At 73.5% G+C, this 24,307-nt stretch carries 23 protein-coding genes; 13 read left to right on the top strand and 10 right to left on the bottom strand.

What is annotated here, in order from left to right; translation table 11 throughout:
* Positions 1-17 precede the first annotated feature (17 nt).
* From ABME02_RS06960 to ABME02_RS06970, 3 genes are read left to right on the top strand one after another with little or no spacing between them, the layout of a single operon-like run.
* Positions 18-1,310, top strand: a complete 1,293-nt coding sequence (locus ABME02_RS06960) for a LolA family protein (RefSeq protein WP_353814548.1) — start codon at positions 18-20, stop codon at positions 1,308-1,310.
* 10 nt (positions 1,311-1,320) lie between these two features.
* Complete coding sequence (locus tag ABME02_RS06965) at positions 1,321-2,310, top strand: ABC transporter ATP-binding protein (RefSeq protein WP_353814549.1); 990 nt, start codon at positions 1,321-1,323, stop codon at positions 2,308-2,310.
* The gene (locus tag ABME02_RS06970) at positions 2,297-3,220 is read left to right on the top strand and encodes an ABC transporter permease (protein ID WP_353814550.1); all 924 of its coding nucleotides are present in this window, start codon (positions 2,297-2,299) and stop codon (positions 3,218-3,220) included. The genes ABME02_RS06965 and ABME02_RS06970 overlap by 14 nt, the downstream gene beginning before the upstream one ends.
* A gap of 49 nt (positions 3,221-3,269) precedes the next feature.
* Here ABME02_RS06970 and ABME02_RS06975 read toward each other — a convergent pair whose 3' ends face one another.
* From ABME02_RS06975 to ABME02_RS06995, 5 genes are read right to left on the bottom strand one after another with little or no spacing between them, the layout of a single operon-like run.
* Positions 3,270-3,896: an MSMEG_1061 family FMN-dependent PPOX-type flavoprotein gene (locus ABME02_RS06975; RefSeq protein ID WP_353814551.1), complete on the bottom strand. Its 627-nt coding sequence runs from the start codon at positions 3,894-3,896 to the stop codon at positions 3,270-3,272.
* Positions 3,897-3,937: 41 nt separating this feature from the next.
* The gene (locus ABME02_RS06980) at positions 3,938-4,423 is read right to left on the bottom strand and encodes a hypothetical protein (RefSeq protein WP_353814552.1); all 486 of its coding nucleotides are present in this window, start codon (positions 4,421-4,423) and stop codon (positions 3,938-3,940) included.
* 40 nt (positions 4,424-4,463) lie between these two features.
* Positions 4,464-5,357 (bottom strand): ABC transporter ATP-binding protein, encoded by an 894-nt coding sequence (locus ABME02_RS06985; RefSeq protein ID WP_353814553.1) that lies wholly within the window; start codon positions 5,355-5,357, stop codon positions 4,464-4,466.
* The gene (locus tag ABME02_RS06990) at positions 5,354-6,472 is read right to left on the bottom strand and encodes a putative F420-0 ABC transporter permease subunit (protein WP_436408248.1); all 1,119 of its coding nucleotides are present in this window, start codon (positions 6,470-6,472) and stop codon (positions 5,354-5,356) included. Before ABME02_RS06990 ends, ABME02_RS06985 begins: the two co-directional genes overlap by 4 nt.
* A 5-nt stretch (positions 6,473-6,477) precedes the next feature.
* The gene (locus tag ABME02_RS06995; protein WP_353814555.1) at positions 6,478-7,527 is read right to left on the bottom strand and encodes a putative F420-0 ABC transporter substrate-binding protein; all 1,050 of its coding nucleotides are present in this window, start codon (positions 7,525-7,527) and stop codon (positions 6,478-6,480) included.
* A 299-nt stretch (positions 7,528-7,826) separates the two neighbouring features.
* Between ABME02_RS06995 and ABME02_RS07000 the strand changes: the two genes are divergently transcribed.
* Positions 7,827-8,300, top strand: a complete 474-nt coding sequence (locus tag ABME02_RS07000; RefSeq protein ID WP_353814556.1) for a hypothetical protein — start codon at positions 7,827-7,829, stop codon at positions 8,298-8,300.
* A 1-nt stretch (position 8,301) separates the two neighbouring features.
* On the opposite strand, the gene cofD is transcribed toward ABME02_RS07000, so the two are convergent.
* Positions 8,302-9,375 carry a 2-phospho-L-lactate transferase gene (gene cofD / locus ABME02_RS07005; RefSeq protein WP_353814557.1) on the bottom strand — a complete coding sequence of 358 codons (1,074 nt, stop codon included), beginning with the start codon at positions 9,373-9,375 and terminating at the stop codon, positions 8,302-8,304.
* A 51-nt stretch (positions 9,376-9,426) separates the two neighbouring features.
* Positions 9,427-10,416 carry a zinc-dependent alcohol dehydrogenase family protein gene (locus ABME02_RS07010; RefSeq protein WP_353814558.1) on the bottom strand — a complete coding sequence of 330 codons (990 nt, stop codon included), beginning with the start codon at positions 10,414-10,416 and terminating at the stop codon, positions 9,427-9,429.
* A 155-nt stretch (positions 10,417-10,571) separates the two neighbouring features.
* On the opposite strand from ABME02_RS07010, the gene ABME02_RS07015 reads away from it, so the two are divergent.
* Positions 10,572-11,285, top strand: a complete 714-nt coding sequence (locus ABME02_RS07015) for a phosphoribosyltransferase (RefSeq protein WP_353814559.1) — start codon at positions 10,572-10,574, stop codon at positions 11,283-11,285.
* Here the strand turns inward: ABME02_RS07015 and ABME02_RS07020 are convergent.
* Positions 11,271-11,558: a phosphatidylglycerol lysyltransferase domain-containing protein gene (locus ABME02_RS07020; RefSeq protein ID WP_436408249.1), complete on the bottom strand. Its 288-nt coding sequence runs from the start codon at positions 11,556-11,558 to the stop codon at positions 11,271-11,273. The genes ABME02_RS07015 and ABME02_RS07020 overlap by 15 nt on opposite strands.
* 137 nt (positions 11,559-11,695) lie before the next feature.
* Here ABME02_RS07020 and ABME02_RS07025 point away from each other — a divergent pair, with 137 nt between their 5' ends.
* The gene (locus ABME02_RS07025; RefSeq protein ID WP_353814560.1) at positions 11,696-12,565 is read left to right on the top strand and encodes an LLM class flavin-dependent oxidoreductase; all 870 of its coding nucleotides are present in this window, start codon (positions 11,696-11,698) and stop codon (positions 12,563-12,565) included.
* Between the two features lie 122 nt (positions 12,566-12,687).
* Entirely contained in the window at positions 12,688-14,748 is a 2,061-nt protein-coding gene (locus ABME02_RS07030) for an elongation factor G (RefSeq protein WP_353814561.1), read from the top strand.
* A gap of 149 nt (positions 14,749-14,897) precedes the next feature.
* Here the strand turns inward: ABME02_RS07030 and ABME02_RS07035 are convergent, their stop codons facing one another.
* On the bottom strand, positions 14,898-16,241 hold the full coding sequence (locus tag ABME02_RS07035; protein WP_353814562.1) for an HNH endonuclease signature motif containing protein: 1,344 nt from the start codon (positions 16,239-16,241) through the stop codon (positions 14,898-14,900).
* A 307-nt stretch (positions 16,242-16,548) separates the two neighbouring features.
* Positions 16,549-17,976, bottom strand: a complete 1,428-nt coding sequence (locus ABME02_RS07040; protein WP_353814563.1) for an aminotransferase-like domain-containing protein — start codon at positions 17,974-17,976, stop codon at positions 16,549-16,551.
* Between the two features lie 278 nt (positions 17,977-18,254).
* Here ABME02_RS07040 and ABME02_RS07045 point away from each other — a divergent pair, with 278 nt between their 5' ends.
* The 6 genes from ABME02_RS07045 to ABME02_RS07070 are packed head-to-tail and all read left to right on the top strand — an operon-like array spanning position 18,255 to position 24,289.
* Positions 18,255-19,103: a nitrilase-related carbon-nitrogen hydrolase gene (locus ABME02_RS07045; RefSeq protein ID WP_353814564.1), complete on the top strand. Its 849-nt coding sequence runs from the start codon at positions 18,255-18,257 to the stop codon at positions 19,101-19,103.
* 28 nt (positions 19,104-19,131) lie between these two features.
* Complete coding sequence (hydA, locus tag ABME02_RS07050; RefSeq protein WP_353814565.1) at positions 19,132-20,568, top strand: dihydropyrimidinase; 1,437 nt, start codon at positions 19,132-19,134, stop codon at positions 20,566-20,568.
* Positions 20,569-20,587: 19 nt separating this feature from the next.
* Positions 20,588-21,604 (top strand): TIGR03842 family LLM class F420-dependent oxidoreductase, encoded by a 1,017-nt coding sequence (locus ABME02_RS07055; RefSeq protein WP_353814566.1) that lies wholly within the window; start codon positions 20,588-20,590, stop codon positions 21,602-21,604.
* Entirely contained in the window at positions 21,601-22,530 is a 930-nt protein-coding gene (locus ABME02_RS07060; RefSeq protein WP_353814567.1) for an ABC transporter permease, read from the top strand. The genes ABME02_RS07055 and ABME02_RS07060 overlap by 4 nt, the downstream gene beginning before the upstream one ends.
* The gene (locus ABME02_RS07065) at positions 22,527-23,414 is read left to right on the top strand and encodes an ABC transporter ATP-binding protein (RefSeq protein WP_353814568.1); all 888 of its coding nucleotides are present in this window, start codon (positions 22,527-22,529) and stop codon (positions 23,412-23,414) included. Before ABME02_RS07060 ends, ABME02_RS07065 begins: the two co-directional genes overlap by 4 nt.
* Positions 23,411-24,289, top strand: coding sequence for an ABC transporter permease (locus ABME02_RS07070; protein WP_353814569.1), 879 nt, complete (start codon positions 23,411-23,413; stop codon positions 24,287-24,289). Before ABME02_RS07065 ends, ABME02_RS07070 begins: the two co-directional genes overlap by 4 nt.
* Positions 24,290-24,307 lie beyond the last annotated feature (18 nt).

Consider the following 24,307-nt stretch of genomic DNA (forward strand, 5'->3'; position numbering starts at 1 on the left):
GGGCGTAGCCTGAGGGCATGAGCCCACGCCGCACCGGGCCGTCCCGCTTCCGGCCCCGCACCGTCATCCCCGCCGTCGGGGTGCCGGTCGCGATCGCGGTCGCGGTCCTCGTGCCGATGCAGGCGAACGCCACGGTGGACCTGCCCGACCTGACGCCCGAGGAGCTCGTCGCGTTCGCGAAGGCGAGCGACGTCGACGCGCTGTCGGGCGCGATCCGGCAGCGATCCGAGCTCGGCCTGCCCGACCTCGGCGGACTCATGGGCGGCTCCGGAGATGCCGGCGGCGACGACGCGGATGCCGCGGCATCCGACACCCTCGCCGACCTCGTCTCGCTCGCCACCGGCAGCTTCGACGCGAACGTGTACCTCGACGGCGATCGCGCACGGCTGCAGGTGCTCGACCGCATGGCCGAGCGGAACGTCTACCTGAACCCGGGCGAGGCCTGGTTCGTCGACTCCGAGACGCAGACCGCGACGCGGTTGAGCGTCGCGGACGACGCCGACGTCGACGGGCTGAAGGCCGAACTCGACCGCCTCGCCGACGAGGCCAAGGCGGAGGCCGAGGCGGAACTTCCCGATGTCGAGCAGTTGCCGACCCCCCAGCAGCTGCTCGACCGCGCGCTCGATCGGCTCGACGAGACCACGGCGGTCTCCGTCGGGACCGACGGGCGCGTCGCCGGTCGCGACGCGTACGAGCTCGTGCTCGAGCCGCGTACCGATGAGACGCTGGTCGGCGAGATCCGCGTCGCGATCGACGGCGACAACGGGGCGGCGCTTGCGGCATCCGTCACCGCCCGGGGTGCTGCTGCCCCCGCGTTCGAGACCGGGTTCACCGACGTCTCGTTCGGGGCACCCGATGCGTCGGTGTTCCGGTTCGAACCGAGCGACGCGTTCACGGTCGAGGAGGAGGCGCTGCCGCTCCCGACCGTCGAGGAGCTCCGGCAGTGGGCCGACGAGGCGGAGGTCCGAGAGGAGTCCGCGGCGGATGCGTCGACCGAGCTGCCGCATCCCGTCGTGCACGGCGAGGGGTGGGCTGCCGTCGTCGAACTCGACGCCGCGACCGCCGCGGAGCTGATGGCCGAGCGTCGCGCCGAGTCCGCCGTCGGCGCCGACGCGGTCGCGCCCGCGACCGAGCCGCCGTTCACCGAGGGCGAGGCGCTCGACCTGCTCGACGCGCTCACGACGCCCGTCGACGGCGGCCGGGCGCTCCAGACGTCGTTGCTGTCGGTCCTGTTCACCGACGACGGTCGCGTGCTCGCCGGGTCGGTGCCGGTCGACGCGCTCGTCGGGTACGCCGAGTCGGGCCGCTGACGGGCCGCCGGTGAGCGACCTCGCGATCCAGACCGCCGGGCTCACCAAGCGCTTCCGCGCGCAGGTCGCGGTCGACGGCATCGACCTCGCCGTTCCGCGCGGGTCGGTGTTCGGCTTCCTCGGGCCGAACGGCTCGGGCAAGACCACGACCATCCGGATGCTGCTCGGACTCGTCGGGGCGACGTCCGGCAGCGCGCGCGTGCTCGGCACCGACATGCCCCGGGGTCTCGACGACGTGCTGCCCCGCGTCGGCGCGCTCGTCGAGGGGCCCGCGTTCGCGCCGTTCCTGTCGGGTTCGGCGAACCTCGCCCGGTTCGACGCCGCCGATCGCCACGCCCCGCCGTCGACCCGTGCGCGTCGCGTCGCCGACGCGCTCGACCGGGTGGGCCTCGCGCACGCCGCCCGGAAGAAGGCCGGCGCCTACTCGCTCGGCATGAAGCAGCGCCTCGGGCTCGCGAACGCGCTCCTCATGCCGCGCGACCTGCTCGTGCTCGACGAGCCGACGAACGGACTCGATCCGCAGGGCACGCGCGAGGTGCGCTCGCTCATCCGCTCGTTCGCGGCCGACGGCACGACGGTGTTCGTCTCGAGCCACCTGCTCGCCGAGGTGGAGCAGCTCTGCACGCACGTCGGCGTGATGAGCGCGGGCCGGCTCGTCGCCCAGGGCACGCTCGACGAGTTCCGTCGTTCGGGGGAGTCGCGCGTCGAGCTGGTGACACCCGACGCCGAGGCGGCGCGCGCCGTGCTGGCGCGGCTTGGACTGGCGACGGATGCCGCGGCCCCGACCGGGTCGGACGATGCGGCATCCGGCGCGGCCGGGGACGCGCTCGTCACCGCCGCCCTGCCTGATGACGGGGCGGCCGACGTGCCCGCGGGCGAGGCGATCGTCGCGGCCCTGGTCCGCGACGGCGTCCGCGTCCGCGGCTTCGCGATCCGGCGCACGAGCCTCGAGCAGCGGTTCGTCGAGCTCACGGGGGAGGGGTTCGATGTCGTCGCCTGAGGCATCCGCCGCCGTCGGCCGCCGCGGTGCCGCCGAGGATGACGCGGCGCCCCAGCCCGCTCGCACCGCGTCGCCGACGGCCCCGCGCCGACGCGGCGGCACGGCGTCGCTCCTCGCGTCCGAGACGGCGACGCTGTTCCGGCGGTGGCGGACCTGGGCGATGCTCGCCGCGCTGGCGCTCATCCCGATCCTCATCGCGATCGCGATCCGCGTCGCCGGTCCGTCCGGGCCGGGACGCGGCCCCGCGTTCCTCGACCAGGTCGCCGGCAACGGCCTGTTCGTGGGCATGACCGCGCTGGTCGTGGCGACCCCGCTGTTCCTCCCGCTCACGATCGCGGTCGTCGCCGGTGACGCCATCGCCGGCGAGGCGAGCCACGGAACGCTGCGCTACCTGCTGATCGCTCCGGCGGGGCGCCTGCGGCTGCTCTCGGTCAAGTACGCGGTCGCGGCCGTGTTCTGCCTCGCGGCGGCGCTCACCGTGATCGCGGTCGGCACGCTCATCGGCTGGGTCCTCTTCCCCGTCGGACCGGTGACGCTGCTCTCGGGAGGCCAGATCCCGGTCGGCGAGGGCCTGCTACGGCTCCTCGCGATCGGCGCGTACGTCGCGGTCTCGATGCTCGGCCTCTCGGCGATCGGGCTGTTCGCCTCGACGCTCACGGTGGTGCCGGTCGGCGCGATGGCCGCCACGGCGATCCTCGCCGTCGTCGCGCAGATCGTCGGCGCGATCCCGCAGCTCGAGTGGGTGCATCCGTTCCTGTTCACCGACCGCTGGTTCGACTTCGCCGACCTGTTGCGCTCGCCGCCGTCCTGGGAGTCGTTCGGCGACAACGCGCTGCTCCAGGCGGCGTGGATCGCGGTGTTCGGCGGCCTCGCAGCCTGGCGGTTCGCGACGCGCGACATCCTGTCCTGAACGCGACCGCGCGTCGCGGGACCCCGCCGCCCCCGACCGATGCCGCGTGCTACCCGTAGATGCGCTCGGCGTACGACGGGCCGTAGTACTCGTCGAGCTCGGCGACATCCGCCTCGGGCCGTTCGAGCGCCTTCGCGATCAGCGCGCGCCGGCGCACGACGTCGGGCCTCCAGGTCTCGGGCTTCCACGCCTGCGACCTGAGGAACGCCTTCGAGCAGTGGAAGAACACCTCGTCGACGTCGACGAGCAGGGCGAGCGCGGGGCGGTGGCCCTTCACGACCAGGTCGTCGAAGAACGGCGCGTCGCGCACGATCGTCGCGCGACCGTTGATGCGGAGCGTGTCGCCGCGCCCCGGCACGACGAGGATGAGGCCCACGTGCGGGTTCCGCAGCACGTTGTGGAAGCCGTCCGCACGGCGGTTGCCCGGGCGCTCCGGGATCGCGATGGTCGTGTCGTCGAGGACGTGCACGAACCCCGCGGGGTCGCCCTTGGGCGAGACGTCGAGGTCGCCGTGCTCGTCGCCCGTCGCGACGAAGGCGAGGGATGCCGCGGCCAGCCATTCCCGATCGATCTCGCTCAACCGATGGCGCGTCTTCTCGGCCGCGGCCCTCGTCGGCGGACCGAGGATCTCCTCGAGCTCGTCGGCCGTGGTCACCGGGATGCCGCGTTCGCTCATGCGTCCCATCCTGCACCCGGTGCCGTGCGGGTCGGGCGCGGTCAGCCCGCGGCGGCGCGGCGCTCGCCGACGCTCGGCGGCAGCCTGCACAGGTCGTAGAAATACCGGGTGGGCGCGGATTGGTCGGTGAGGTCGATGATGACGTTGGTCGAGGCGTGGGGGAGCTCGTCGCCCGCGAGCGTCCAGGCCGTGAAGTGCCAGATGCCGCGCACGGCGTCGTTGAGCAGGCGCCGGCCGTCGACGACGAGGACGGTGTCGTCGTCCTCCGCGCCGGCGAGCGAGCCCGCACGGAACGGGTCGACGGTCTCCGCGCGGAGCGTCGCCTCGTCGACGTCGCCGAGCGAGCGGCGCACGGCGCGCTGCCCCCGCTCGACCAGGGTCGCGGCGAGGTCGTCGGCGAACCGTGCGGCGGCCGCCTCTGACGCGCCCTCGACCGCCACGAGGCGTCGCCCGCGCCATGCGTTGTGCAGGAACTCCTCCGCGACGGACTCGACGAGCTGCCGGCGGTCCTCGGTCACCTGTGCCATGGCGGCCACGCTACGCCGATGCCCGCGTCGCGGCATCCGGTCAGGCCGGCTCGGGCGCCGGCGCGGCCGTCTCCGCCGACGCATCCGCATCGGTGGGCGCGAACGCGAGCAGCGGCCGCCCCGTCGACGGATGCCGCAGCACGCTCGCCTCCACGCCCCAGACCGCGCGGATCAGCGGCGGCGTGAGCACGTCGCCCGGGTCGCCGGCCGCGACGACGACGCCGTTCGCGAGTACGACCACGTGGTCGGCGTACGCCGCGGCGAGCGAGAGGTCGTGGAGGGCGGCGAGCACGCTGAGCCCGTCGTCGGCGAGGCGGCGGAGCAGCCCGAGCGTCGCGAGCTGGGCGCGGATGTCGAGGTGGTTCGTCGGCTCGTCGAGCAGCAGCAGTTCGGGCTCCTGCGCGAGCGCACGTGCGAGGTTCACGCGCTGGCGCTCACCGCCGGACAGTTCGTCGTAGCGCCGGCCGGCGAACGCGGTCGCATCCGCCGCGTCGAGCGCCCGCGCCACGATCTCCCGGTCGTGGGCCGAGTCGCCGCCCCACGCCGACTGGTGCGGGATGCGTCCCAGGCCGACGACGTGCTCCACCCCGAGGCCGCTCGGCGCCGGCGCATCCTGTTCGACGAGCGCGATGCGTCGTGCGCGCTCGCGGCGCCGGAGGGAGACGAGGTCGTCGCCGTCGAGGGTGAGCGAGGCGACCTCGGCACGTTCGACGCCGGCGAGCAGGTGCAGCAGCGTGGACTTGCCGGCCCCGTTCGGGCCGAGGAGCGCGCCGACGGCGCCGCGCGGCACCGTGATGTCCACGCCGTCGACGACGAGCCTCGACCCGCGCGCGAAGGAGACGCGCGAGCCCTCGAGGCCCGTGCCGGGCCGCGCCGAGCCGAGCCCACCGGCCGCGCCGGTGCCGCGACCGTCGCCCGGCCGCACGCCGCTCACGACGTCCTCCGGGCGCGCAGGAGCAGCGCCGCGAAGACCGGGCCTCCGACGAGCGCGGTGAGGATGCCGACCGGCAGTTCACGCGGATCGAACAGCGTCCGCGCCCCCGTGTCGACCCAGACCAGGAAGACCGCACCCGCGAGCGCCGACAACGGCAGCAGCGCGCGGTGGCGCGAGCCGACGACGAGTCGCACCGCGTGCGGCAGGATCAGCCCGACGAACCCGATCGCGCCGCTCACGGCGACGAGCGCGCCCGTGAGCAGCGCGGTCGCGATGAGCAGCAGTGCACGGGTACGCGGCACGTGCACCCCGAGGGCGGACGCCGCGGTGTCGCCGAAGGCGAAGGCGTCGAGCGTGCGCCCGGTCGCGAGCAGCGGCAGGCCGACGAGCGCGATCGCGGTGCCGGCGAGGGCCGCGGCCGGCCAGCCGGCCCCCGCGAGCGAGCCGAGCAGCCAGTTGAGGATCTCGCGGTAGCTGTCCGTGGTGGCGCTCCAGAAGATGACGAGGCTCGTCACGGCGCCGAACACCGCAGACACCGCGAGTCCGGCGAGCACCGTGGTCGTCGGGCTCAGCCCGCCCGCGGCGCGCGCGAGGCCGAGGGTCGCCGCGAGCGCGGCGAGGGCCCCCGCGAACGCGGCGACGGGCAGTGCGACGGCCATGCCGAGCACGAGCACGATCACGGCGCCGACCGACGCGCCCGACGAGAGGCCGAGCAGGTACGGGTCGGCGAGCGGGTTGCGCGTGAGCGCCTGCATGACGACACCGCAGATCGCGAGGCCGGCGCCGACCGCGGCGGCGGAGAGGACTCGCGGCATGCGCAGCTCCCACACGATCGCGTCGCGGAGCGGTGTCAGCGTCGGATCGCCGAGCCCGAGGTGCGCGGCGATCGAGGCGATCACGTCGGCCGGTGCGAGCCCGGCCGGCCCGATCGTCACGGCGAGCACGATGGATGCCGCGAGCAGCACGGTGAGCGCCACGCCGACGCCGACCGCGGTCGCCGTGCCGCCGCGGCGGGGCGTCGACGGTCGGCCCGACGGCCCTGCCGACTCGGACGGCAGGCGCGCGCGGTCGACGGACGGCCGCACCGCGGCATCCGTCGACCTGCCCGCCCGCATCGACATCAGCGCGCCCCGAGCTGCTCCACGATCGCGGCGACCGCGTCGACGTTGCGCACGCCGGCCTCGGTCGAGGGGAAGTCGACGATCACGTACCGGCCCTGCTGCACCGCGGGCATGGCGGCCGTCGCGGGATTCGCCTCGAGCTTCTCGATCTTGGATTCGGCGGAGTTCCACGCGGCGTCCACGAGCACGATCACGTCGGGATTCGCGTCGACGACGGCCTCCCACGAGAGCGAGGTCCACGTGTCGTGCACGTCGGCGACGACGTTCGCCAGGCCCGCGGCCTCCATGATCATCTGGGGGGCGCCGATGCCGGCACCGACGAACGGCTGGTCGTCGCCCGAGGAGTACCAGAGTGCGGTGAGGCCGTCGTCGCTCGGCTCGATCGCGTCGAGCGCCGCGCGCTGCTCCGCGACGAGGGCGGCCGCGGCATCCGTCGCACCGAAGATCTCGCCCGCCTCCTCGAAGTCGGCGAACACGCCGTCGAACGTCAGCGGGTCGGGCATGTAGCCCTCCTCCTTGCAGGCGGCGGGGGCGACGTAGGTGTGCACGCCGAGCTGCTCGAGCGTGGCGCGGTCGCCTGCGCCCTCGGCGGTGAGGTTCGACTCCCACCCGGCGAAGACGAGGTCGGGTTCGGCGGCGAGCGTCGCCTCCTGCGACGGCACCTTGTCGGACAGGATCTCGATGCCCGCTGCGGCGTCGGCGTACTCGTCGGGCACGGGGCCGTCGGTGAAGGCGGCGCCGACGATGCGGTCCTCCAGGCCCAGCGCGAGCAGGAGCTCGAGGGTCGAGGACTTGACCGTGATCACCCGCTCCGGGGCGGCGTCGAACGTGACCTCGGTGCCGCAGTTGTCGACCGTGACCGGGAAGCCGGCGGCATCCGTCGCCTCGGCGAGCGGCACGTACCCGCCGTCGTCGGTGCCGGCCGACGCGCAGCCGGCGAGCAGGGCGACGGATGCCGCGGCCGCGACGATCACTGCGGTGCGACGGGCGCCGAGACCGTCTCGGCGCCGGGCGGCGCGGGACGGGCGACGCGAGGGGGACGTGGGCATGGAACCTCCGGGACGGTATGCGCGTTCGTTGACCGACGAAAGCGTCGGCGACTCGCGGCCCAATCCCGGGCCGGCCCGACCGGTCAATTCGAACCGGCGGTCGTTCGCCAGTCTACGCAGTCGGCGGAACGTCGCGCCCGCCGGTTCGTTCCCTGTCGGCGAACACCCGCGCCCGGCGTAATCCCTGCGTAAGCGGACGGTAAGCGCACCGTCACCGCTGCCCCGTCGCCGCAGGGACGGCACGGGCATTGACTGCTGGAGGGCCGTCGGAACCGGCGGTCGAACGGAAGGGGAACCTCATGCACACCACCCGAATCCGCCCGCTGCTCGGCACGGTCGCGGCCGCCGCGCTCGCCGTCGGCGGCGTCCTGGCCGGGGCGCCGGCCGCGAACGCCGCGGGCGTCAGCGGGCCGGCGTTCTGGGTCGACGGCGCGCAGTACCGCACCGTCGGCACGCCGACCGACCTCTCGGGCACCGGGGCGCCCGAGTCGTCGTTCCAGCCGATCTACGCCTTCCCGGAGGACACGCAGGCGAACGTCGCCACGGCGGCCCCCGGCGACGCCGACTACCGCGGCGGACGCTGGCTCGTCACCGAGGTGCTGCTGCCGAACGGCTACGATGCCGCGCTCGCCTCCGGCGACCTCGACGGCGACGGCGTGCTCGACTCCGACGAGGAGCTGTGGGCCGCGGCCGGCGCGGGCGACCTCGCGATCGGCGAGGTGCTCCGCTCCTTCGAGTGCCCGGTGATCCCGCTGCCGCGCAACGGCGGCTGAGTCAGGCGCGTCCCGTGGGCGCGGTGCCGGCTGCGGCGTCTGCCGCGAGGTCGAGCGCCGCGCCCGCGAGCGCGGCCGACGTGTCGAGGTCGTGCATCCAGAGCGGGGCGGATGCCGCGGCGAACCCGTCGCCGACGAGGCCGGGCACCGCCGGGGCATCCGCCTCGTCGACGAGCCAGCCGTCGAGCACGCCGCCCGTCGCTCGCGTGCCGTAGTGGCGCGCGACCGCCGCGGCATCCGTCTCGACGCCGATGGCCGACAGGCACGCGTCGGCCATGCCGCGCACGACCCGGCCGCCGATGATCGGGGAGACGCCGACGACGGGGGCCGCGGTCGCGGCGAGCGCCTCGCGGATTCCGGGGATCGCGAGGATCGTGCCGATCGAGACGACGGGGTTCGAGGGGGCGACGAGCACGATGTCGGCCTCGGCGATCGCGGCCTCGACGCCCCGTGCGGGGCGGGCGTCGGCGAGGTTGCGTTGGTCGAAGCCGAGGGCGGGGATCGAGGCGCGGAAGCGCGTCCACCACTCCTGGAAGTGCAGCTCGTCGCGGCCCTCGGCGTCGGGGTGCGCCGGGTCGACGCGCACGTGCGTGTCGACCTCGGTGTCGGTCGCGGGGATCAGGCGCGCGCCGAGCGGCCACCGCCGCTGCAGCCGCTCGGCGACCTGCGACGGCGCCAGTCCCTCGCGCAGCCACGACGTGCGCGCGAGGTGCGTGCCGAGGTCGAGGTCGCCGAGCGTGAACCACGGCCAGCCGACGCCCCACTCCTGCAGTTCCGCGGCGACCCGCTCGGTCTCGCCCGCGCGACCCCAGCCGCGCTCGGTGTCGTTCACGCCCGCGAGGGCGTACAGCAGCGAATCGAAGTCGGGCATCAGTCGTACGCCGGAGAGCCACAGGTCGTCGCCGGTGTTCACCACCACGGTGACGTCGGCCGAGGTCGCCGCCGTGCCGTCGGCGGCGGGTTCGGCGCCGGGCTCGGCGCCGGGCTCGGCCGGCCATCGCCTCGTGCACTCCTCGCGCACGCCGCGCACGAACCGCGCGCCACCGACTCCGCCCGCGAGCACCGTGATCTCCACCGTTCCACGCTAGCGCCGCGACGGTCCTCGCCCGTCGGCGCGCCGGTCGCCTCAGGCGTCGCGCACGAGGACGAGCGAGCCCGACGCGCGGCCGGATCGCAGGTCGTCGACCGCGGCATCCGCTCGTTCGAAGGCGTACGGCGTCGCCGTGGGCGCGATGCCGAGGCGCAGCGCGAGCCGCAGGAACTCGTCGCCGTCGGCGCGCGTGTTCGCGGTCACGGTCCGCAGGTCGCGCTCGAGGAAGAGGTGGTCGGCGTAGGTCATCGACGGGACGTCGGTCATGTGGATGCCGGCGAGCACGACCGTGCCCCCGCGCGTCGTCGCCGCCAGGGCGACCGGCACGAGGCCGCCGGCCGGCGCGAACACGATCGCCGCGTCGAACGGCTCGGGCGGCGCATCCCGCTCGCCGCCGACGAAGTCGAGGCCGAGGTCGTGGGCGAGTCGCCGGTTCGCCTCGCCTCGCGTCATCGCGACGACGCTCGCACCCGCGGCCATCGCGAGCCGTGCCGTCAGGTGCGCACTCGAGCCGAAGCCGTAGAGGCCGAGACGGCCGCCGGGCGGGAGGTTCGCGCGTCGGAGCGCGCGGTAGCCGATGATGCCCGCGCAGAGGAGGGGCGCGACGGCGATCGGGTCGGCGTCCGGCGGGAGTGTGTACGCGAACGACTCGGGCACGGTGGCGAAGCGCGCGTAGCCGCCGTCGGCGTCCCAGCCGGTGAAGCGCGCATCGGGGCAGAGGTTCTCCCGGCCCGACCGGCACCACCGGCACGCCCCGCACGTCGAGCGCAGCCAGGCGATGCCGACGAGGTCGCCGACCGCGGTCCGACGCACGTCGGCGCCGGTCGCGACGACCCGGCCCACGACCTGGTGGCCCGGCACGACCGGACTCCGGTGCGGCGCGAGCTCGCCGTCGATCACGTGCAGGTCGGTGCGGCACACCCCGCACGCGGCGACCTCGACCACGAGCTCGTCGTCGACGGGGTCGGGTTCGGGCAGGGGCGAGGCGGTCAGCCGCCCGTCGCCGCGGGTCGTCCAGGCATCCATCTCGGTCCCCTCCCCGTCGCCTGCCAGCGTGCGACGGACGCCGCGGCGCGCGCAGGACGAAGGTCACGCCGTCCGATGCGGGCGACGGCGGCACCGTGCGGTCCGCGGGGACCAACGGCCCCGCCCGCCGGCGGCGCGAGGCGCATGCTGAAGTCATGTTCCGTGACCGCGCCGACGCGGCGGCCGCCCTGCTGGAGCGGCTCGAGGCGTTCCGCGACGAGGACGTCGTGGTCCTCGGGCTCCCGCGCGGCGGCGTGCCGGTCGCCGCCGCGGTCGCCGAGGGCCTGGGCGCGCCGCTCGACGTCATCGTCGTCCGCAAGCTCGGCATCCCCGGGCAGTCCGAAGTCGCGATGGGCGCCATCGGCGAGGGCGGCGTGCGCGTCGTCGACGAGGCGATCGTGCGGCGGGCGCACGTCTCGGATCGTCGCTTCGCCGACGTCGAACGGCAGGAACAGCAGACCCTCGATCGTCGCGTCGCGCAGCTGCGCGGCGACCGCGCGCCCGAGCCCCTCGCGGGCCGCACGGCGCTCGTCGTCGACGACGGGCTCGCCACAGGTGCGACCGCCGAGGCCGCGTGCGAGGTGGCCCGGGCACGTGGCGCACGACGCGTCGTGCTCGCGGTCCCGGTGGCGCCGAAGGATGCCGCGTCCCGCGTGCCCTCGGCCGACGCACTCGTCGCCGTCGACGTGCCGGACTGGTTCATGGCGGTCGGGCAGGCGTACGCGGACTTCCGACAGACGACCGACGAGGAGGTCGTGGCGCTCCTCGACGCCGCGCGGGCGAGGAGGTCGCGCGCGTCGTCGCCGGCCGAGACGAGCGGGTCCCCTCGCAGCGGCACCGTGCCCGAGACCGGCTCACCGACCGAGTGACGCCCCCGCCCGCACGAGGTCGGCCACCGAGGCATCCGGCAGGTATGCGCGCGTGAGCGCCAGGCCGATCCTCGCGAGGTCGCCGCCGTCGCGGTAGAGCAGGTACATGGGTTCGGCGCGCGGCCGGAACTTCTGCTTGAAGCGGTGCAGCGAGCGGAAGCCGTAGGCGGGCTCGAGCATGCCGCCGAGCCGATCGAGGATGGCATCGACGGGCGTGAACTCGTCGGGGTCCCCCGGGATCGAGCGCGCGAGCGGGGCACCTGACAGCGACAGGAACCGTGCCCCTCATCGCGGAACGCGAGCGCCGACGACGCGATGAGGAACTCCATCACGGGCGTAGAGTCGTCCATGCGCGACGCGAGCCGCCTCGATTCTGCGCCATGCGGCGCGAGAGCGCGTAGCGTGGCCGCATGCCCGACTACGGCCGCCCGATCGAGTTCGGAACGTTCATCACGCCGTCGGCGCTCGATCCCGAGCACACCGTCGAGCTCGCGCTCGCCAGCGAGCGTGCCGGGCTCGAGTTCGTCACCTTCCAGGACCACCCCTACCAGCCGCGGTTCCTCGACACGTGGACGCTGATGAGCTGGGTCGGTGCGCGCACGAGCCGCATCCGAATCTCGGCGAATGTGCACAACCTGCTGCTCCGCCCGCCGGCCGTGCTCGCGCGCTCGGCGGCATCCCTCGACCTGCTGACCGGCGGCCGCGTGATGCTCGGCCTCGGCGCCGGCGGGTTCGCCCCCGCCGCCGTCGCGATGGGGGCCCCGAGCCGGACGCCCGCCGAGCAGGTCGGCGCCCTGGGCGAGGCGATCACTGTCATCCGCGAGTTGCAGGACACGGATGCCGAGGGCGGCGTGTTCCTGCACAACGCGCACTACCCGATCCGCGGCGCCAAGCGCGGGCCCGCGCCCGTGCAACGGCCGATGCCCATCTGGCTCGGCGTGCTGCGGCCCAAGGGGCTCCGGCTCCTCGGCAGCGCTGCGGACGGGTGGCTGCCGTCGCTCGGGCGGCTCGAGCACGGCGCCGACTCGCTCGACGCCGGGCACGAGATCATCGACGCGGCGGCGCGGGGCGCGGGGCGCGAGCCGCGGAGCATCCGTCGCCTGCTGAACGTCGGGCCGCGGCACTCCGACCCGGAGTCGCTCGCCGACCTCGCCACGCGGCACGGCGTCGACACGTTCATCGTCGCCGGCGACGACGCGGCGATGATCGCGGAACTCGGGGCGCGCATCGCTCCGGAGACGCGGGCGCTCGTCGCCGAACGCCGCGCCGCGACCGGCTGAACCCGGGCGGGCCGCCGTCGTCCGGGGCGGGGATCGCGCAGATCGGGACCTCCGCCCTCTGGACCTCGCGGCCTCGGCGCGCGACGATGGACGCACGGAACCGCACCGGCGCGGGAGGCCCCATGAACTCGGCATCGCCCCAGACCCACCGGACTGTCGCCCTCGTGGGCGCTTCGGGCTCGGGGAAGACCACACTCGCGGAGGCGCTCCTGTATCGCGCCGGCGCGATCCCGCGGACGGGATCCGTCGAGCAGGGGAACACCGTCTGCGACCACGAGCCCGAGGAGATCGCCCGGCACACGAGCCTCGGGCTCTCGCTCGCCCACCTCGATTGGAGCGGACCCGACGGCACGGCGTACACGGTGACGCTCGCCGACACCCCGGGGCATCCGGACTTCGTGGGCGCCGTCGACGCGGCGCTCGCGGTGGCGGATGTCGCGCTCATCGCCGTCAGCGCGGTGGACGGCGTCGTCGCCGGGACGCGCGCGGCGTGGGACGCCGCCGAGGCCGCAGGGGTGCCGCGCGTGGTCGTGGTCACGCAGGAGGACAAGGCGAGGGCGGACTTCCGTCGCGTGCTGGCGGAGCTGCGGTCGGAGTTCGGCGAGCACCTGTGGGCCCTCGAGCTGCCGATCGGCGAGGAGGCCGCGTTCCGGGCGATCGCGGACGTGCTGAGCGAGGAGGCGCACGTCTACGACGGCGACGGGACGCACCACGACGAGCCGCTGCCGCCCGAGGCGGAGGCCGAGGAGCACGCGATGCACGTCGAGGTGACCGAGGACATCGTGTCGCACGACGACGCGCAGCTCGAGGCCTACCTCGACGGGGACGAGCCGTCGGCCGCGGAGCTCGAGCGCACGTTCGCGCGCGAGGTCGCCGATGGCGAGGCCGTGCCCGTGCTCGTGTGCTCGGGGGTGAACGGGACGGGCGTCGACCGGGTCGCGGACCTCGTCTGCGAACTGACGCCCGCCGCGACCGAACGCGACGGGCGCATCCTCGTCGGGGAGGGGTCGGGCGGCACGGAGTTGAAGGTCGCGCCGAACGAGGACGGGGACACGCTCGTGCACGTCTTCCGCACGGTGGCCGACCCGTTCGTCGGCCAGGTCTCGATGCTCAAGGTGCTCTCCGGCACGCTGCGGACGGGCGACAAGCTGCGGAACGCGACGACCGGCACCGACGAGCGGATCCACGGGCTGTTCCGGTTGCGGGGGTCCGAGCACGTCACCGCCGGGACGCTCGCCGCGGGCGAGGTCGGCGCGGTGGCGAAGCTCACCGGGTCTCCGTCGGGTTCACTGCTGTGGTCGCGACCCTCCGGCACCGCTCGGCCGGCGGCGACGCCGCCCCGACCACCTGTGTACGCGGTCTCGCTCGAGCCCGCGTCGCAGTCGGACGACGAGAAGATGCCCGTGGCGCTCGCGCGACTGACCGCCGAGGACCCGACGCTCGTGGTCGACCGCGCGGGGGAGCACACGGTGCTGCGGGGGCTCGGCGACACGCACGTCGCGGTCGCGGTCGAGCGGCTCGCGCGCATCTTCGGCGTCAAGGTGGAGACGGGCCCTGCACCGGTGGCGTACCGCGAGACGATCGCGGGCACGGCGTCGGTCGAGGGCAAGCTGAAGAAGCAGTCGGGCGGGCACGGCCAGTTCGCGGTCGTGCAGCTCACGGTCTCGCCGCTGCAGCCGGGCGACGGGTTCGAGTTCGTGGACTCGGTCACCGGCGGCGCGGTGCCGCGCCAGTACATCACCGCCGTCGAGAAGGGGGCCCGTGACGCGCTCGCGTCGGGCGGGCCGCAGGGGCACCCCGTGGTCGACGTGCGCGTCGAGCTCACCGACGGCAAGACGCACTCGGTCGACTCGTCGGACATGGCCTTCCGCACGGCCGCGTCGATCGGCGTGAAGGCGGCGCTCGCCGAGGCCGGGACGGTGCTGCTCGAGCCCGTGTCGAGCGTGACCGTGACCGTGCCGAACGACCTGCAGGGCGCGGTGCTCACCGACCTGTCGGGGCGGCGCGGTCGCGTGAGCGCGACCGAGGCCGCGAGCGACGGCCGGGCGCGGGTGGTGGCGCACGTGCCGGAGTCGGAGCTCACGCGGTACGTCCTCGACCTGCGCTCGATCACCGCCGGCCAGGCCGAGCTCACGATCACGCCCGACCACTACGCGAAGGCGCCGAGCACGGCGCGCGCCTGAGCGCGAGCTCGCCGGCCCGCGCTCTGGATCCTCGCACCCGGCGACTCCCGTTGGCGGCTGCGGGGCCACCGCTCTTCGAGCTCGCCCTGGTTCCGTCGCTCGCGCATTCGCATGCACACGCTCCCGCGCACGCTCGCGCGAGCACCCGCTCACGCGGCATCCGTCATCTGCAGTTCGAATCGCGCGCGCCCACCGAGCCGGGGCACGCGGTCGGGATCGACGTGCGGTGGAGGGATGAACCAGATCGCACCGGATTCGGCGCGGATCTCCCACCCTTCACGGTGGATCAGGTGGTGGCAGAAACTGCAGAGGAGCACGCCGTTCGAGAGGTCCGTCGGGCCCGCATCTCGCTCCCACCAGCGGACATGGTGCGCCTCCACGTCGCCGACGTTCTGGCTGCAGCACGCGCAGCCGCCGTCGCGCTCGCCGAGGGCGAGTCGCTGGGCGCGGGTGAAGAGACGGGCACGTCGGCCAAGATCGAGTGGCAGGCTCGGACCGCCGAGCACCGCGGGGATCAGTTCGGCGTCGGCGGCGAGCCGCCGGGCGGTGGCCGCGGAGATCGGCTGGTCGAGTCCGTCGATGCGGGCGTCGCCGAGTCCGGTGACGAGCGCGTCGAGGTCGACGCGCACCACGACGGTGGGCTTCGCGAGCGGCGTCAGGGTCGTCTCGCAGCCGAGCGCGTGGCGCGCGATCGCCGCGAGCGCGTCGGCCTGCATCTGCGGAATCGAGCGGCGGCCGTCGACGACGGGACGCGGATCGCCGAGTCGTGGGTCGCGTCGCCGGAGCGCGTCGCCGACCAGCGCTTCGACGGCCGCCTTCACGGGAGCGGCCGCCTCGGGGTGGAGCCTGGCGTGCAGGTGCACGACGCCGTGGCGGTCTTCGCGCATCGTGAGCGAGCGCTGCTCGCGCAGTTGCTCTTCGCGCGGTTCCACCCCTTCGGCGTCGAGTCGGGCCTCGGCCTCGCGGATGCCGCGCATGAGCAGCTCGAGCGGCGCACGCTCGGCGAGCTCGGCGAGGGCCGCTTCGGCCACCTCCACCAGTTCGGGATCGGCTCGCAGCGCCACGCGGTCGAGCATCGTCGTGATCGCGGACGCGGCCTCGAGACTGATCGCCGACCGGTCGAGGGCGCCGGCGACGTGCGGCCGTCGTGGCGGCATCCGCGCGCCGACGAAGGATTCACGCGTGGCGGTCGCTGAACCGACGGCGATGAGCCGACCCCCATTGTGGAACCCCTGCGCCTTTGCGAGCCCGAGTTCGCCGAGTTCGGGCCCGGATCGTCGCGCGACCTCTGCGGCGGCGCGCGCGAGCAGCGCATCGACCCCGCGACGCAGCGAGGCCAGCCCGTCGGTCACCCGGACGAGCCCGGGGTCGCTCATCTGCTCGAGTTCGCCCTGCGCGTCGCCCGGGATCGACCCGAACGCCGGCATCGCCTCACCCCACGTGTCGCGCAGCGCACCGAGCTCGCGCTCGAGCGTCGCCAGGGGTTCGTCCATGCTTCGATCCTGCACGCACCCTCCGACATACAAAGATGCATGGATTATGCCTCAGACCGGGTGTTTTTCGGTGGATGGATCGAGTCTGTCGCGGGCTGTGGAGGACGAGTCGGTGTCGCCACGACGCGGCTTGGAGCGGGATGAGCGTGCGGTCGGAGTGCGCGGGTTGTGGGGGCGGTGGAATGCACGCGGGGGCGGTGGCGTGCTCGAGGGTGCGTTCTATGGCGGATGATCGCGCAGCCGACGAGCCGACGAGCCGACGAGCCGACGAGCCGACGAGCCGACGAGCCGACGACCGCAGCGCCCCTCAGTACCCGCCCGCAGCGAGATGCTGCGCCGCCACCGCGAGCGCATCCGCCAGCGACGACACCCCCTCCCGCACCGCGCCCACGGTGACCCGCACGTACTCCTGCTCTCGGGCGGAGCCCCGGGCGGCCACCGCGCCGCGCACCGCCGCGGCCCCCGCCACCGGCGACCCGTTCGCCGCGGCCAGGAACGGCGTGCCGCCCGCGACCCGGATCCCTGCCGCCGCGAGCTGCACGAGCGTCGAACGCTCCGACTCGACCGGCATCCAGAGGTTGATCCCGTCGGCGCGCATCACGGGCACGCCCCGGGCACGCAGCGCGTCGCCGAGCGCGCGCTGCCGCGTGTAGTACGCGCGGCGCGCCTCGGCGACGGCGTCGATGGCCGCGCCGTCCGTCAGCAGGTCGAGGAGGATCGACTGCAGCATGCGCGACGTCCATCCTGGTCCGAGCATGCGGCGCGCCATGATCCGGTCGACGAGGTCGCGCGGCCCGCCGACGGCGGCGATCCGCAGGTCCGGTCCGTGCGACTTCGAGAAGCTCCGCACGTGCACGACGCGGTCGGGCAGGCGGGTGCCGAGCGTGACGTCGCCCTCGGTCGAGATGAGTCCCGAGTGGTCGTCCTCGACGACGACGAGGTCGACGCCGTGCTCGTCGACGGCCGAGCGGATGACTCCCGCCAGCGCCGCGGCGCGCGAGGGCGTCATCGACGCTCCCGTCGGGTTCTGGGCGCGGGGCTGCAGCAGGATGGCGGCCGGGCGGCGCCGCAGGGCGGTGGCGAGCCCGTCGGGCGACATCCCGTGCTCGTCGATGGCGACGGGCACGGCCTCGGCGCCGAGCAGGTCGAGGAGGTCGAGGAACGGCGGGAAACCCGGATGCTCCACGACGACCCGGTCGCCGAAGCGGACGACCTGCTCGAGCGCGCGTGAGATCGCGTCGAGTGCGCCGTCGACGACGACGATCGATTCGGCTTCGCTGGGCCACGAGTCCCTGAGCACCGTCGCGAGCGCCGGGATGACGGGCTCCGCCTGGTAGCTGCCGACGTCCGCGCGGGCGGACACGCGCGAGAGCGCGGGGCCGAGCGGCGGCAGCAGCAGCGGATCGGGCGTCCCGCGCGAGAGGTCGAGTCGGACCGGGTCGTCGGGCGCCGCCATCCCGCGCATCCGCACGGCGGGGCCGGCCGCGGCATCCCGGCGCACGAAGCTCCCGGCACGGCCGCGGGACTCGATGAGCCCGGCACGTGCGAGCGCCTGCCACGCCTGGCTGATGGTGGCGGGGCTCACGCCGAGCGAGGCGGCCAGTTCCCGCACGGTGGGCAGGCGCACGCCGGCCTCGAGGTCGCCGCTGTTCACGAGCCGCGCGAGGTCGGCCGCGATGCCGCGGGGGGTCGTGTCGGCGAAGGGCGCGAGCGACGTCAGCTCGGAGACATCCACTCGAATACCTGATCGCACCATTGCCTCCTCACGAAGCAAGGGACAGGATGTTTAACCACCACGTCACAGAGTGAAACACAAGGGAAATGTTCACGCCGAAGAATAACAGAACGGGTCGCAACCCCGATCTGGCATCCGCCGCCGGTCCCCAGCCGGCGTCGATTCTCGGCACCACTGCTCGGCGTCACCGCACGCACGGCAGGCACTAGCGCACCACGCACCGCGCGCCCAGTACCCGCCAGCGGACGGCAACGACGCCGACCGACTCAGGAGGCACCATGACGATCGTTCGAGCGGCCATCACCCAGACCACGTGGACGGGTGACAAGGAGTCGATGCTCGACAAGCACGAGCAGTTCGCACGCCAGGCCAAGGAGCAGGGCGCCCAGGTGATCTGCTTCCAGGAGCTCTTCTACGGGCCCTACTTCGGCATCACGGAGGACGTGAAGTACTACGACTACGCCGAGCCGGCCGACGGGCCCATCGTGCAGCGCTTCGCGGCGCTCGCGAAGGAGCTCGAGATGGTCATGGTGCTCCCCATCTACGAGGAGGAGCAGCCCGGCGTCTACTACAACACCGCGGTCGTCGTCGACGCCGACGGCACGATCCTCGGCTCGTACCGCAAGCACCACATCCCCAACCTCGACAAGTTCTGGGAGAAGTTCTACTTCCGCCCCGGCAACCTCGGCTACCCCGTCTTCCAGACCGCCGTCGGCCCGATCGGCGTGTACATCTGCTACGACCGGCACTTCCCCGAGGGGTGGCGCGAGCTCGGCCTCAACGGCGCGCAGATCGTCTTCAACCCCAACGCGACCAAGCCCGGCCTCTCCAACCGCCTGTGGGAGATCGAGCAGCCCGCGGCAGCGGCCGCGAACGGCTACTTCATCGGCGCCGCGAACCGCGTCGGCCTCGAGGACAACGAGTACGGCGACCTCGCCGTCAACTTCTACGGCAAGAGCCAGTTCGTCGACCCGCAGGGCAACATCGTCGGCGACTACGGCTCGGAGAGCGACGAGGAGGTCGTGGTCCGCGACCTCGACATGGACATGATCCGCCAGGTCCGCAACGCCTGGCAGTTCTACCGCGACCGCCGGCCGGAGTCGTACACGTCCATCCCGAAGCCGTAACCCGACGAGACGCGAAGGAGCCAAGCGCATGGCCACCACCCTCATCTCCGGCGGAACCGTCGTCAGCGCCACCGGCCGCGCCGCGGCCGACGTGCTCGTCGACGGCGAGAAGATCGTCGCCGTCCTGCAGCCCGGCAGCGAGCTGCTGGGTACGGATGTCGCGGCATCCGTCGACCGCGTCGTCGACGCCACCGGCAAGTACGTCATCCCCGGCGGCATCGACGCCCACACCCACATGCAGCTGCCGTTCGGCGGCACCGAGGCGTCCGACACGTTCGAGTCGGGCACCATCGCCGCCGCCCACGGCGGTACGACCTCGATCATCGACTTCGCCGTGCAGACCTACGGCCAGCGCATCGAGGACGGGCTGGCCGCCTGGCACGAGAAGGCCGGCGGCAACTGCGCGATCGACTACGGCTTCCACCAGATCGTCGGCGACGTCAACGAGGCCTCGATCGAGGCGATGAAGCGGCTGCCCGACGAGGGCGTCTCGAGCTTCAAGCTCTTCATGGCCTACCCGGGCGTCTTCTACTCCGACGACGCGCAGATCCTGAAGGCCATGCAGGTCTCGCGCGACACCGGGATGCTCACGATGATGCACGCCGAGAACGGCCCGGCGATCGACGTGCTCGCCCAGCAGCTGGTGGACCAGGGCAAGACCGACCCGTACTACCACGGCATCGCCCGCGCCTGGGAGATGGAGGAGGAGGCGACGCACCGCGCGATCATGCTCGCGAAGCTCACCGGCGCGCCGCTCTACGTCGTGCACGTGTCGGCCAAGCAGGCCGTCGAGCAGCTCGCCTGGGCGCGCGACAAGGGCCAGAACGTCTACGGCGAGACCTGCCCCCAGTACCTCTACCTCTCGCTCGAAGACCAGCTCGGCGCGCGGAGCGACGAGTGGGGCGCGTTCGAGGGCGCGAAGTGGGTGTGCTCCACGCCGCTCCGCAGCCGCGCCGAGGGCCACCAGGACTCGATGTGGCAGGCCCTCCGCACGAACGACCTGCAGATGGTCTCGACCGACCACTGCCCGTTCTGCATGAAGGACCAGAAGGAGCTCGGCCTCGGCGACTTCCGGAAGATCCCGAACGGCATCGGCTCGATCGAGCACCGGATGGACCTCATGTACCAGGGCGTCGTGACGGGGGAGATCACGCTCGAGCGCTGGGTCGAGCTCACGAGCACGACGCCGGCGCGCATGTTCGGGCTGTACGGCACCAAGGGCGTCATCCAGCCCGGCGCCGACGCCGACATCGTCGTCTACGACCCCAACGGCCACACGTCGATCGGGCTCGACAAGACCCACCACATGAACATGGACTACTCGGCGTGGGAGGGCTACGAGATCGACGGAAAGGTCGACACCGTCATGAGCCGGGGCAAGGTCGTCGTCGATGGCGACGCCTACGTCGGCGCCAAGGGCGACGGGCGCTACCTCAAGCGCGGCCTGAGCCAGTACCTCATCTGATCGGGAGAGGAACCCCGCCATGGACTTCGGAGTCGTCCTCCAGACCAACCCGCCCGCCTCGCGGGCGGTCCACCTCGCCAAGCTCGCGGAGCAGTTCGGGTTCAGCCACGTCTGGACCTTCGACTCGCACCTGCTCTGGGAGGAGCCGTACGTCATCCACTCGCAGATCCTCGCCGAGACGCGACGCGTGACCGTCGGCCCGTTCGTGACCAATCCGGCCACGCGCGACTGGACCGTCACCGCCTCGACGTTCGCGACGCTCAACGAGATGTACGGCAACCGCACCGTCTGCGGTATCGGCCGCGGCGACTCGGCCGTGCGCGTCACCAACGGCAAGCCGGTGACGATGCGCGAGCTGCGCGAGTCGATCCACGTCATCCGCGAGCTCGCGAACTCGCGGGCCGTCGAGTACAAGGGCTCGACGCTGCGCTTCCCCTGGTCCACGGGCTCCGAGCTCGAGGTCTGGGTCGCGGCGTACGGCCCGATGGCCCTGAAGCTGACGGGCGAGGTCGGCGACGGCTTCATCCTGCAGCTCGCCGACGTCGACATCGCGGCGTGGATGATCAAGACCGTGCGGGATGCCGCCGAGGCCGTCGGCCGCGACCCGATGTCGATCAAGTTCTGCGTGGCCGCGCCCTTCTACATCGGCGAGGACCGCGCGCACATGATCGAGCAGTCCCGCTGGTTCGGCGGCATGGTCGGCAACCACGTCGCCGACATCGTGGCCAAGTACGGCGAGCACGGCAGCGTGCCCGACGCGCTCACCGAGTACATCCGCGGTCGCGAGGGCTACGACTACAACACGCACGGCAAGGCCGACAACGACCACGTCGACTTCGTGCCCGACGAGATCGTCGAGCGCTTCTGCGTGCTCGGCACCGCCGAGGAGCACATCGAGAAGCTGAAGCAGCTCGCCGAGCTCGGCGTGGACCAGTTCGCCGGCTACCTCCAGCACGACAACAAGGAGGAGACCATGCGGGTGTACGGCGAGACCGTGATCCCCGCCATGACCGAGCACCTCACGGCGAAGGCATGACGACGACCGCGGCAACGCCCCGGGCCAGGCGCGCGCACCGCTGGCGCGCCGTGGTCTGGGGCGTCGTCGGCGTCCTCGCGCTCGCCGCGCTGTGGGAGCTGTACAAGCTCGTCGGCCCCGCCGACGGATGGCTGGTCGGCGCGCAGGAGGGCGTCACGGGCAGCGGCATCCGCCTGCTCCCGCGCACGAGCGACCAGGCGATGCCGCACACGTGGGAGATGGTCGCGAGGGTCATCGAACCGGTGACGCGCGCGCAGGGCGCGCTGCCGCTCGGTGTCGTGGTCCTCCTCGCCGCGCTCACGAGCCTCGGGGTCGCGGCGCTCGGATGGCTCGTGGGCGTCGTCGTGGGCTTCGCGCTCGCGCTCCTCATGCTCGGCTTCCGGATCGCGGAACGCGCCGTGCTCCCGTTCGTGATCCTCAGCCAGACGGTGCCGCTCATCGCGCTCGCACCGCTCATCCGGAACTGGGGCTCGCGCCTGGAGTTCGGCACGTTCTCGTGGGAGAGCTGGATGTCGGTCGTGATCATCGCGAGCTACCTCGCGTTCTTCCCGGTCGCGGTCGGCGCCCTGCGGGGTCTGCAGTCGCCGGATGCCGCGCACCTCGACCTCATGCGCAGCTATGCGGCGGGGTGGTGGACCACGCTGTTCCGCCTGCGGCTGCCCGCGAGCGTGCCGTTCCTGATCCCGGCGCTGCGCCTCGCCGCGGCGAACGCCGTCGTCGGCACCGTGGTCGCCGAGATCTCCGTCGGCTTCACCGGCGGAATCGGCCGACTGATCCTCGAGACCGCGGTCGCCGCATCGAGCGACCCGGCGAAGCCCTGGGCGCCGATCCTCGGCGCAGTGCTGCTCGGCCTCGTCGCCGCCGGCTTCGTCGCCCTCCTCGCCGCCTTCCTCAGCCCGTTCCGCCGACAGGAGACCGTCGCATGAGCAGCCCGACCCCGAGCACGCCCGCCACCGAGCCGACGCCCGCCAGGACCGCCGTCGCCGACGCGCCGGCGGAAGCCGTCGTCGCCAGCGGGGTCGAGCGCGTCTTCGCGGGCGCCAAGGGTGCCGAGGTCACCGCGCTCACGGGCATCGAGCTCACCGTGCACGCCGGCGAGTTCGTCTCGCTCATCGGGCCGTCGGGGTGCGGCAAGTCGACGCTGCTCCGCCTCATCGCCGACCTCGACGAGCCGACGGCCGGCGAGATCCGGGTCTTCGGCAAGACTGCGAAGCAGGCCCGCATCGACCAGTCGTACGGCATCGCGTTCCAACAGGCCGGGCTCCTGCCCTGGCGGACGGTCGCCGCGAACATCGAGCTCCCGCTCCAACTGCACGGGGCGGATGCCGCGACCCGCCGCGCACGCGTGGCGGAGCTGCTCGACCTGGTGGGCCTCGCCGACTTCGCGAAGCACTACCCCGACCAGCTCTCGGGCGGCATGCAGCAGCGCGTGGCGATCGCCCGGTCGCTCGCCGAGCAGCCCCGGCTGCTGCTCATGGACGAGCCGTTCGGCGCGCTCGACGAGATGACCCGCGAGCGCATGCAGACCGAGCTCCTCCGCATCCGCGCCGAGACCGGCGCCGCGGTCGTGTTCGTGACCCACTCGATCCCCGAGGCCGTGTACCTCTCCGATCGCGTCGTCGTGATGTCGCCCCGACCCGGCCGGATCACCGACGAGATCGACGTGCGCCTCGGCGACGCCGCCGATCGCGGCGAGGACCTGCGCGAGGACGCCGCGTTCTTCGCCGGCGTGACCGCCGTGCGCGAGGCCCTCCACGGCCCCGAGACCGCACCTGCCGCCGGCGCCGCGAGGGGGGTGGACGTGCGATGACGAGCGCAGCGCCCGAGCGCGTCGAGAGCCTGCCGCCGCCCACGGCGGACCCGGCGATCGCGATGCCAGGGCTCGCGGCATCCGGTGCCCCCGGTGGCCGGCGGCCTCGGGCTGGAGGCCGTCTCGCGCGCTTCGCCGCGCTCGTGCTGCCGCCCGTCGCGCTCTTCATCGTGCTCGTGCTCCTCGTCGAGCTCGTCGTGGTCTCCGCCGGCATCCCGCCGTTCGTGCTCGCGAGCCCCTCCGCGATCCTCGACCAGCTGGTGCAGTACGCCCCGCAGGTGCTCGCGGCGACGCTCGCGACCGGCCTGAACGCGCTCATCGGCCTCGTGATCGGCGCGGTCATCGGCGTGCTGCTCGCCATCGCGGCATCCGTCGGCAGGCCCGTCGACGGCATGCTCGCACCCGTGGTCGCCGCCGTCGCGGTGGTGCCGATCGTCGCCCTCGCGCCGGTGTTCTACACGATGTTCGGCTCGACCTCCGAGGTCGCGCGCATCCTCATCGCCTCGATCGCCGCGTTCGTGCCCGTCTTCCTCAACACGCTGCGCGGCCTCCGCCAGGTGCGGCCCGTGCACCGCGACCTCATGCGCTCCTACGCCGCGACCCCGTCGCAGCTCACTCGGCTCGTCACCATCCCGTCGGCGCTGCCCCACTTCTTCACCGGCCTGCGCATCGCCTCGTCGCTCGCCGTCATCTCCGCACTCGTCGCCGAGTACTTCGGCGGCCCGCGGCAGGGCCTCGGCTCCGCGATCACGACCGCCGCCGCGTCGAGCGCGTACGCCCGGGCGTGGGCGTTCGTGATCGGGGCCATCCTCCTCGGCCTCGTCTTCTTCGTCCTCACCAGCCTCATCGAGAGGATCGCCTCCCGCCACCGATGACCCCGGCCCCGGCCCGAA

Source organism: Agromyces zhanjiangensis (genome assembly GCF_040496055.1).
Lineage (GTDB): Bacteria > Actinomycetota > Actinomycetes > Actinomycetales > Microbacteriaceae > Agromyces > Agromyces zhanjiangensis.

Bases quoted from the DNA above. Each gene is read 5' to 3' on its own strand.
- ABME02_RS07045 (WP_353814564.1), top strand. From the start codon at position 18,255: ATGACGATCGTTCGAGCGGCCATCACCCAGACCACGTGGACGGGTGAC.
- ABME02_RS07070 (WP_353814569.1), top strand. From the start codon at position 23,411: ATGACGAGCGCAGCGCCCGAGCGCGTCGAGAGCCTGCCGCCGCCCACG.
- ABME02_RS07055 (WP_353814566.1), top strand. From the start codon at position 20,588: ATGGACTTCGGAGTCGTCCTCCAGACCAACCCGCCCGCCTCGCGGGCG.
- ABME02_RS07000 (WP_353814556.1), top strand. From the start codon at position 7,827: ATGCACACCACCCGAATCCGCCCGCTGCTCGGCACGGTCGCGGCCGCC.
- ABME02_RS06970 (WP_353814550.1), top strand. From the start codon at position 2,297: ATGTCGTCGCCTGAGGCATCCGCCGCCGTCGGCCGCCGCGGTGCCGCC.
- ABME02_RS07010 (WP_353814558.1), bottom strand. From the start codon at position 10,416: ATGGATGCCTGGACGACCCGCGGCGACGGGCGGCTGACCGCCTCGCCC.
- ABME02_RS07030 (WP_353814561.1), top strand. From the start codon at position 12,688: ATGAACTCGGCATCGCCCCAGACCCACCGGACTGTCGCCCTCGTGGGC.
- ABME02_RS06975 (WP_353814551.1), bottom strand. From the start codon at position 3,896: ATGAGCGAACGCGGCATCCCGGTGACCACGGCCGACGAGCTCGAGGAG.
- ABME02_RS06980 (WP_353814552.1), bottom strand. From the start codon at position 4,423: ATGGCACAGGTGACCGAGGACCGCCGGCAGCTCGTCGAGTCCGTCGCG.
- ABME02_RS07065 (WP_353814568.1), top strand. From the start codon at position 22,527: ATGAGCAGCCCGACCCCGAGCACGCCCGCCACCGAGCCGACGCCCGCC.
- ABME02_RS06990 (WP_436408248.1), bottom strand. From the start codon at position 6,472: ATGCGGGCGGGCAGGTCGACGGATGCCGCGGTGCGGCCGTCCGTCGAC.
- ABME02_RS07060 (WP_353814567.1), top strand. From the start codon at position 21,601: ATGACGACGACCGCGGCAACGCCCCGGGCCAGGCGCGCGCACCGCTGG.
- ABME02_RS07025 (WP_353814560.1), top strand. From the start codon at position 11,696: ATGCCCGACTACGGCCGCCCGATCGAGTTCGGAACGTTCATCACGCCG.
- ABME02_RS07035 (WP_353814562.1), bottom strand. From the start codon at position 16,241: ATGGACGAACCCCTGGCGACGCTCGAGCGCGAGCTCGGTGCGCTGCGC.
- ABME02_RS07015 (WP_353814559.1), top strand. From the start codon at position 10,572: ATGTTCCGTGACCGCGCCGACGCGGCGGCCGCCCTGCTGGAGCGGCTC.
- hydA (WP_353814565.1), top strand. From the start codon at position 19,132: ATGGCCACCACCCTCATCTCCGGCGGAACCGTCGTCAGCGCCACCGGC.
- ABME02_RS06960 (WP_353814548.1), top strand. From the start codon at position 18: ATGAGCCCACGCCGCACCGGGCCGTCCCGCTTCCGGCCCCGCACCGTC.
- ABME02_RS06995 (WP_353814555.1), bottom strand. From the start codon at position 7,527: ATGCCCACGTCCCCCTCGCGTCGCCCGTCCCGCGCCGCCCGGCGCCGA.